The organism is Stenotrophomonas sp. (genome assembly GCF_031995405.1).
In the GTDB taxonomy this organism is placed as follows: Bacteria; Pseudomonadota; Gammaproteobacteria; order Xanthomonadales; family Xanthomonadaceae; genus Stenotrophomonas.
Map to the genome: position 1 here is coordinate 1 of NZ_DAMAGC010000155.1, position 8,244 is coordinate 8,244.

General features: G+C 67.9%; 8 protein-coding genes. All 8 read right to left on the reverse strand.

The annotated features are described in order from the left end of the window. Positions 1-256 precede the first annotated feature (256 nt). Positions 257-1,135, reverse strand: coding sequence for a translation elongation factor Ts (gene tsf / locus RTO53_RS18295; RefSeq protein WP_312239135.1), 879 nt, complete (start codon positions 1,133-1,135; stop codon positions 257-259). Between the two features lie 126 nt (positions 1,136-1,261). Further along, entirely contained in the window at positions 1,262-2,095 is an 834-nt protein-coding gene (gene rpsB, locus RTO53_RS18300; protein ID WP_312239136.1) for a 30S ribosomal protein S2, read from the reverse strand. A gap of 214 nt (positions 2,096-2,309) precedes the next feature. Further along, entirely contained in the window at positions 2,310-3,023 is a 714-nt protein-coding gene (locus RTO53_RS18305; protein ID WP_312239137.1) for a fimbria/pilus periplasmic chaperone, read from the reverse strand. Further along, positions 3,023-3,301: a hypothetical protein gene (locus RTO53_RS18310; protein WP_312239138.1), complete on the reverse strand. Its 279-nt coding sequence runs from the start codon at positions 3,299-3,301 to the stop codon at positions 3,023-3,025. The genes RTO53_RS18305 and RTO53_RS18310 overlap by 1 nt, the downstream gene beginning before the upstream one ends. Before the next feature lie 68 nt (positions 3,302-3,369). Further along, positions 3,370-4,419 (reverse strand): spore coat U domain-containing protein, encoded by a 1,050-nt coding sequence (locus RTO53_RS18315; RefSeq protein WP_312239139.1) that lies wholly within the window; start codon positions 4,417-4,419, stop codon positions 3,370-3,372. Beyond that, a complete protein-coding gene (locus RTO53_RS18320; RefSeq protein WP_312239142.1) occupies positions 4,416-6,761 on the reverse strand; it encodes a fimbria/pilus outer membrane usher protein in 2,346 nt (781 codons plus the stop codon). Before RTO53_RS18320 ends, RTO53_RS18315 begins: the two co-directional genes overlap by 4 nt. A gap of 13 nt (positions 6,762-6,774) precedes the next feature. Further along, positions 6,775-7,515, reverse strand: coding sequence for a molecular chaperone (locus RTO53_RS18325; RefSeq protein ID WP_312239140.1), 741 nt, complete (start codon positions 7,513-7,515; stop codon positions 6,775-6,777). Positions 7,516-7,524: 9 nt separating this feature from the next. Then, positions 7,525-8,055 (reverse strand): spore coat U domain-containing protein, encoded by a 531-nt coding sequence (locus RTO53_RS18330; RefSeq protein WP_312239141.1) that lies wholly within the window; start codon positions 8,053-8,055, stop codon positions 7,525-7,527. Positions 8,056-8,244 lie beyond the last annotated feature (189 nt).

An 8,244-nucleotide genomic window follows, 5' to 3' on the forward strand; every position in this document is an offset into this window, starting at 1 on the left:
GCGCCATGGATGGCGCCCGCGAGCCCCCAGGGATGGGTTTACGGCGTGTCCCGGCAGGGGGTAAGCCTGCCAGCCCGCACTGAAAAGCCCAGCAGCCAGCAAACCGCCTCGGACTAGCTTTGGCTTTGGCTTTGGCTTTGGCTTTAGCTTTGGCTCTGCGCTTTTTGCTTCAAAAAAAACAAACACCCACAAAAAAACCCGACCGAAGCCGGGTTTTTTCGAACCACAACGCCACCAGAAACGATGGCGGGATGGATCAGGCCAGACCGGCCTGCTTCATCACTTCGGCAGCGTAGTCTTCCACCACCTTCTCGATGCCTTCGCCAACGGCCAGACGCTTGAAGCCGACCACATCGGCGCCGGCGGCCTTCAGCACCTGCTCGACCGACTGGTTGGTGTCCAGCACGTACGGCTGGCCGTACAGCGTCACTTCGTTCACGATCTTGGCGATCTTGCCGCTGATGATCTTTTCCAGGATGTCGGCCGGCTTGGACTTGTCCTTGTCGGTCATCTTGGCCAGCTCGATTTCCTTCTCCTTCGCAACGAACTCGGCCGGCACATCGGCCGCCTTGTTGTGCGGCGGATTCATCGCAGCCACATGCATGGCCAGGCCACGGGCCAGCTCGGCGTCGCCGCCGGCCAGCTCGACCAGCACGCCGATGCGGCCGCCGTGCACGTAGGCTGCCACGTTGTTGGACGATTCCAGGCGCACGATGCGACGCACGTCGACCTTCTCGCCGACCTTGGCGATCACGGCGGCGCGGGCTTCTTCGACGGTCTCGCCGGTCGGCAGCTTGGCAGCCTTCAGCGCGTCGATGTCGGCAGCGCCCGAGCTCAGGGCGGTGGCGGCAACGGCCTTGGTGAAGTCCAGGAAGTTGCTGTCCTTGGCGACGAAGTCGGTCTCGGAGTTGACTTCGACCAGCACGGCCTTGTTGCCTTCCTGAGCCGCCACGATGATGCCTTCGGCAGCCACGCGGTCAGCCTTCTTGTCGGCCTTGGCCAGGCCGGACTTGCGCAGCCATTCGGCCGAGGCGTCGATGTTGCCGCCGTTTTCGGTGAGTGCCTTCTTGCACTCCATCATGCCGGCGCCAGTGCGCTCGCGCAGTTCCTTGACCAGGGAAGCAGTGATTTCCACGGGATTTCCTCACGAAAGAAAGGGGTTGGGCCGGCATGGTGGCCGGCCCGTATGACAGTGTCCTGTCGTCGCGCCATCGGCAGCGGACAGGGACGGTGGGCGCGCAGCGCCCACCGTGGGCCAGGATCAGGCCTGGGCTTCGCCAGCCTTGTCGGCGGCCGGTGCGTCGGCGGCCGGAGCGGCAGCCTTCTTGGCCGGAGCGCGGCGAGCCGGCTTGGCTTCTTCGCTGGCGGCAGCGTCGGCGAACTCTTCTTCACGGACGGTGGCGGCATGCGGCGCAGCAGCCTTGCCTTCCAGCACGGCGTCGGCAGCGGCGCGGGCGTACAGCTGCACGGCACGGATGGCGTCGTCGTTGCCCGGGATCGCGTAATCGACCAGTTCCGGGTTGTAGTTGGTATCGACAACGGCGATCACCGGGATGCCGAGCTTCTTGGCTTCCTTGATGGCGATGTCTTCATGGCCGATATCGATGACGAAGATCGCGTCCGGCAGACGGTTCATGTCCTTGATGCCGCCCAGCGAAGCTTCCAGCTTGTCACGCTCGCGACGCAGGCCCAGCACTTCGTGCTTGACCAGCTTCTCGAAGGTGCCGTCGGTTTCGCCGGCTTCCAGTTCCTTCAGGCGGGCAACCGACTGCTTCACGGTACGGAAGTTGGTCAGGGTGCCGCCCAGCCAACGCTGGTTCATGAACGGCATGCCGCAACGCTCGGCTTCTTCGCGGATCGACTCGCGGGCGCTGCGCTTGGTGCCCAGGAACAGGATGGTGCCGCGCTTCTGCGCGATGCTGGAAATGAAGTTCATCGCGTCATTGAAGAGCGGAACGGTCTTTTCCAGGTTGATGATGTGGATCTTGCCGCGGGCGCCGAAGATGTACTGGCCCATCTTGGGGTTCCAGTAACGGGTCTGGTGGCCGAAATGGACGCCGGCTTCCAGCATCTGACGCATGGTGACCTGGGGCATTGCAGTAACTCCTGATAGGGAACCGGCCGCCACGGGTAATAGTTGGGCGGTCCGCCGCAAGGCGGGGGGTTCCGGGGTTTGGCTTCCCTGTCGCTTCCGTGACCGAACTCCTTGCGGAGCACCCCGGCACGGATATGGGCGGCAGGTGTGAATTCACCGGTGACGTCCGGTGTTGACGGTGTCCCGCATCGAGCGAGGCGGGAGATCCGGTCGATTATAGCCCGCTTGGCGCCGAGGCTGCAATCTCGGCGGTCAGGTCGGCCTCGGCCGCATGGTCCAGGCGGGCCCGGAACCGGCCCCCGGCATAGCCGTCAGCGCGTGGCGGGAGCGCCCAGCACCGTGTCTGGCGGGGGAGGACGTAGCCGGCCAGGCCGGCGATCACCACCTGGCGGCCGCCGTGGCGGTCGATGAACACCAGGTCGGCCAGATGGGCGTGGCGCGGTCCGGCATTGTAAAGCTGGAGCTGGGCAGATGGCCCCGGCTGGAGGCGGGCCTGCAGCGTCGGGGCCTCGGCGGTGGCGGCAACCGGATCGAGGAAGACCGGCAGCGAATAGCGCAGCGCGCTGGCCGCCGGCAGCGTCGGGTCGGGACTGATCACCAGCCGATAGGCCTGCTGGACCTGCGCAGGGGCGGCACCCAGCCGGACCACGCGCAGGCGTTGCCGCTGCCCCGGCGGGATGTCCAGCAGGGACGGGCTGAGCGCCACGTCCTCGGCCGGCCGCAGCCGCTCGGCATCTTCTTCCTGCTCCCAGCGATACAGGCGCGCCTGGCCGGACCACGGCAGCGCCCCGGGATTGTCCAGCCAGACCTCGGCGTCGGCCTGGCTGGCCGGCAGCAGCACGGCGTGCGTCGACAGCTGCAAGGCGTCGGCGCCGGTCGCATGCAGTCCCAGGGCCAGGCCGAGCGCACGCGCGGCGAGGCGGTGCATCAGTAGGTCTCCGTGACGCGGTCGGGGCGGTCGTCACGGGCCGGGTCGACCGGGGTCAAGGCCTGCACCTGGGCCGGAACCGGGGTGGGGGCATCGCTGCGCTGGTGCGGCACCGGGCAGTCCTCATGCGAAGCGCGCGCGGTGGCGGAGGTGCAGTCGGCGACGATCCGCAGCTGGATGCGCAACCCGCCCTGCGACTGCGCGGCGGCCGGCAACGCGATCAGGCCCGCGAGCAGGAGCAGGCAGGCCGGGGCGGAGGGAAGCCGTCGCAGGGTCATGGCACATCGCAGGGAAGGGGCCTGCCCGTTATCGGCCGGATTGCCGCCGGGCTTGAGGCGCTGCGAGGTCAGTACGTGATGGTTACCGTGATCACATCGTTGTAGCTGCCCTGGGCGGGCAGGCTGCCGGAGGTGGGGGGCGCGCGACCGTACACGGTCAGGGTCTGGGCGCTGCCGGTGCCGGTGCCGGCGGCGGTGTCCACGCCGATGGTGTTGCCCCAGCGCTGGCTGCGGCCGCTGTCGCGGTAAAGCTCGTAGGCAAGGAAGTACGCCGGATTGGTGGTGTGCTGCATGCGCCGGGTGGTGGTGCCGAGCACGTGCTGGCCGTTGTTCAGGCCGATGGTGTAAGCGGTGCGGTTGATGCAGGTCAGGCCGATGGTCGAGGTGCGGTCGATGTTGCCGGTGATCGCACCGGCATTGCTGCCGAAGTCCATGTCGGTGGTGACATAGGTACTGCACTGCGGCAGCACGTTGGCGGTGACGGTGAACGGAAAGCCGGACGCAACGGTCTTGTTGCCGGTCGCGCCGCCGCCGGCCGGGGTGGTGCAGGCGGGCGGCGGCGAGGCGGTGCCAAGCAGTACCTCGTTGTAAGCGAACTGGATGGGGGTGCTGGCGGCGGTGAAGCTGCTGCTGAAGTTTCCTGCCGAGAGCGTCTGCCCGGCCGGCACCTGGCCATAGATGGTGATGGTGACCGTGCCGCTCCCGCCGGTCAGCAGCGGCACGCTGTAGTTGATGTCGACCACCTGTGCGCCCGGATTGCTGCCCGGGACAAGGCCCCAGATCGTGCTGCGGGTCGCGTTCGTATACAGCTGGTAGGCCATGGTGTCGGCGGTGGTGTTGGTCAGGCTGCGCGTCGGCTGGAGCGTGCTGCCGCCACTGCCATTGCCGATGCCCAGGCAGAGTCGCACCGATGCGGTGGCCAGCAGGCTCAGCGCGGCGGTGTTGCAGGTGATGGTGAAGGTGGTGGTGGTATTGGTGACGCTGGACGAACCGTTGGTGATGGTGCCGAACGCGAGGGTGACCGGCGCAGTGGCGACGCAGTTGGTGTCGGCGCGCGCGGCGCCGCTGCACGACACGCCCAGCAGGACCATCACAAACAGCGCGAGGAGGCGGATCATGGTGCCGCTCCGGCGCTGCAGCGCAACGGGCCCAATTGGCGGGGATGTGGCTCGCTGCGGGTGCGGGCTTCCAGGGGCACCGTGCACCCGCCGCGCGCGGTGACCACGCGCAGGGTGGTGGGCAGGACCACGTCTTCCAGGTAGGTCTGGCCGTCGTAACCCACGATCGCGGTGCGCGCGTCGGGCAGGTGCACCACGCTGCCCGGCGGGAGCGGCTGGCCGTTGTCGTCGTGGAGGATCACGCGGAGGGGGTGGGTGCGGCGCAGGCCGAAATCGACGCCGATGCCGGCGCTCTGGCGCGGAGTGACCCAGCGGTCGACCTCCGCCGCGCGGATGTCTGCCGGCAGGTCGAGCGTGTCGATCGACAGCCGGTTGCGCTGCCAGGACAGCAGCGGCGTCACCAGCAGCAGGCCGTTGCGGTCGGTGCTGCCGATCAGGCGGTTTTCCAGCCGTACCGGCACGCCGGCGAAGCTGCCGGTGGAGACGACGGCGAAGGCATCGGGCACCTCGCGCGCGGCGAATACGTGGCCACCCATCCAGACCAGGCTGCCGCTGGCGCTGGCATAGCCATAGTCGTTGTCGCCCTGTCGCGAGTAACCCAGTGCGTAGCGCCCGACGCGGTTGAGCCAGCCCACTTCGGCCAGCCCGCCGCCGCCATCGTCGCCGCCGCGCGCCTGCACGCGCCAGCCAACCCCGCCCTGGCTGCCGTCGCCCGGCACCGGCTGGGACAGGTCGGCCACATAGGTGGTGTTCTCGCCGTTGCGTTGGGCCGACACGCTGGCCTGGCGGTTGCGTCCCAGGGCGGCCGACAGCGAGAGGTAAATGCTGCGGTCCTTGCCGTCATCCAGGTTCTGGTTGACCGACAGATAGGTGGACCAGCGTTGCCCCAGGTTGGCCGACCAGAACAGGCTGGCGTAGCGGTTGTCCTCGCCGTCGCGGTAGCGCAGGCGCAGGTAACTGGCACTGATCGCACCGGCCCCGTCCAGGTTCACGCCCAACGTGGCCTGTTCGCTGATCTGCGCAGGCAGGCTGCCCTGCAGTGCCCCCAGGTCGCGGTAGTCGCCATGGGTGCGTCGGCTGGACAGATTCACGTTGAAGCGACGGTTGTTCCAGCTGTATCCCAGCCCGTACTGGCCGCCTGCGCGGCCGTCCTGGCGGCTGTGCACGTACGCTGCGTTGAACACGCCGGCAGCGCCCAGCAGCCACCAGCCGCCGGCGCCGGCATTGCCCACGCCGCCGCCGCCCTCGGCGTGCAGCTCGGCGGTGAAACGGTCGCTGATGCCGTAACGCCAGGTGCCGCTGCCCACGGTCTGCGCGTCGTAGGCGAATGAGCGGATGCCGTAGTCGCGGCGCATGCGGCCCACGCCCAGCGACCAATCCGACAAGCCCTGGGCGAGCAGCTGCTGGGTGCCGTAGAAGGCGAAATCCAGCGTCTGCATGCGACCGAACGCATCGGTGATCACCACCTGGGCATTGCCGGTGCCGTTGATGCCGGGCTGCGCGGCCAACTGGAACGGGCCGACCGGTACCTGGCCGTTGTACTGGCGCAAGCCGTCCACATACAGCTCGACGTTGGAAGGCACCACCGCTTCGCCGAGGAAGGTGGGGGTGGGGGTCAGCAGGCGATAGGGCTGCAGCCCGTAGTTGCGCCCGATCTGGATGCCGCCCATCCGCACCGGCCGGCTCCAGTCGACGAAGCCGCTGTAGAAATCGCCTACGGTCAGGGTCAGTGCGGCATCGGGGAAATCCAGTTGCCAATGGGTATCCAGGCGCACGCTCTCGGTTCGCCAGCCCTGCCGGGGAACCTGATAGGTGCGCTGCACGGTGCTGTTTTCCAGCACGCCATTGCCAAGCCCGAACAGCCGCACTTCGCTGGTCAGCGCCAGGTTGCCTCCGGCCTCGTTGTGGCTGCCGTAGACGTCGTAGTTGAGCAACGCGCCTGGCGACCCGGAGGCATGGGGCGTGGTTTCCTGCGCGCGCTCCAGCCGCGTGGTCGGCAGGGCGAGCTGATCCAACGGCACATCCAGTGACAGCGTCTGCAGCGCGGCGTCGTAGCGCAGCACCACGCCGGCCAGGCGATCCAGCGGTACCGGCGCATCGCCCTGCGCGGGGAAGCCGAGTTGCCGCAGTGTGGCCGGCGCAGCGAACAGCCGACCCAGTTCCTGGGTGAAGGGCAGCAGGCCGCGCGGCGCACGATTGAGGGTCACTTCCAGGTACAGCGTCTGCGATGCGGTCAGCGGCGTGGGCGCGGGCAACACGGCGTCGCCGGACGCGCCCGACGCCTCCAGCCCGGCATCGGCCGCGTGGCTCGACCAAGGCAGCAGGCTGGCGCTGAGCAGCATCCGCGCGCAGGCCTCAGCGAGCCGGTGGCGCGACGGGTAGTGGCGTCTGGGCCGACTCACCATTGATCCTGGCCATGAAGGTGGCTCCCACCAGGCGGGCCGGGGGAAGGTCGAGGGGCCAGCGCATGGTCTGGCCGCCGAGCACGTAACCGAGCATGCCCGGATGCACGGTCTGCGGACGCTCCGGACTGCCGATGGCCAGGTCGGCCAGCTGCGCGTAGGCACCGCCGGCATTGCTTACTTCCAGTGCCGGACGACCATCATCCAGGGTGATCTGGCGGGCCTGCAGTTTCGCCGGGCTGGCCTCGACCGGCTGGACGAATACCGGGAGCGAATAACGCAGCACGAACTGCATCCCGGTCCGGCTCGGGTCCAGGGTCGGCAGTTCGTCGACGATCACCCGATAGGCCAGCTGCTGCGCCGGCGCCTGCGGGTCGCTGCGCACCACCCGCACCAGCTGCTGCTGGCCAGCGGCCAGCGACTGCATCGGCGGGCTGACCTGGAGGTCGTCGGTGGGGGTGAGCTGGTCCTGGCCGCCTTGCTGGTGCCAGCGGTAGACCCGCACCTGCACCTGTACCGGCGCGGTGCCGCTGTTGCTGATCCACAGCGCATCGGCGTTCTGCCGTGGGCCCAGCTGCAGGGAGGTGGGCGCCACCTGCAGACTAGCGGCCATTGCCAGGCTGCTGGACAGGACAGACAGGGCGCAGGCCAGTCCCAGGCGCCGCCAGGGGCGGGCCCGTGCGGTCATTGGCATGGGCTGCCCTCAGTAGGAGATGGTGGCGGTTACCACATCCTGGTAGCTACCCGTGGCGGCATTGTTGACGCTCGGGTTGGCGATCTGGCCATACACGGTATACGGCACGGCTAGGCCGGTGCCGATGCCGGCCACCGTATTGGTGCCGGTGGTGGCGCCCCAGACGTTGGCGTGGCCGGCGTCCTGGTACAGCTGATAGCCCACGAAGTTGTTGGTGGTCACCGCGGCGTTGGTGTTCTTCATGCGCCGGGTGGTCACATCGTTGGCGGTGCCGGCGTTGGAGCCGGCATTGAGCGCGATGGTGTAGGGGGTCAGTGCCGAGCACTGCGCGGTGATGGTGCCCTGCGCGTTGGACGGCGTAGTGGCGGTGGACAGGGCGGTGCCGAAGTCGACGTCCGTGGCGGCCGCCGCGGTGATCGTGCAGGCCTTGGTGATGATGATCTTGACGTTGAAGGTGGTGGTGTCGGCCGCCAGGGCAGGTGCGGCGAGGCTGGCCAGCGCCACGCAGATCAGGGTAGGACGGAGAAATCGCACGGGCATGCTCCTTGGACGAGGTCCTGACATGAACAAAACGATGCTGCCGATCGGTACTGCGGTGTATGACCCGGTTATAGGACGGCAGTTGTGCGCAGGCCGTGAGATTTGAAGGAATCGATGGTCGTTTTCGGCACAATCGCGAAATGTGTGAGGTCCATCGTGTTCATTCAGAAAGGTGACGATGCCCCGCGC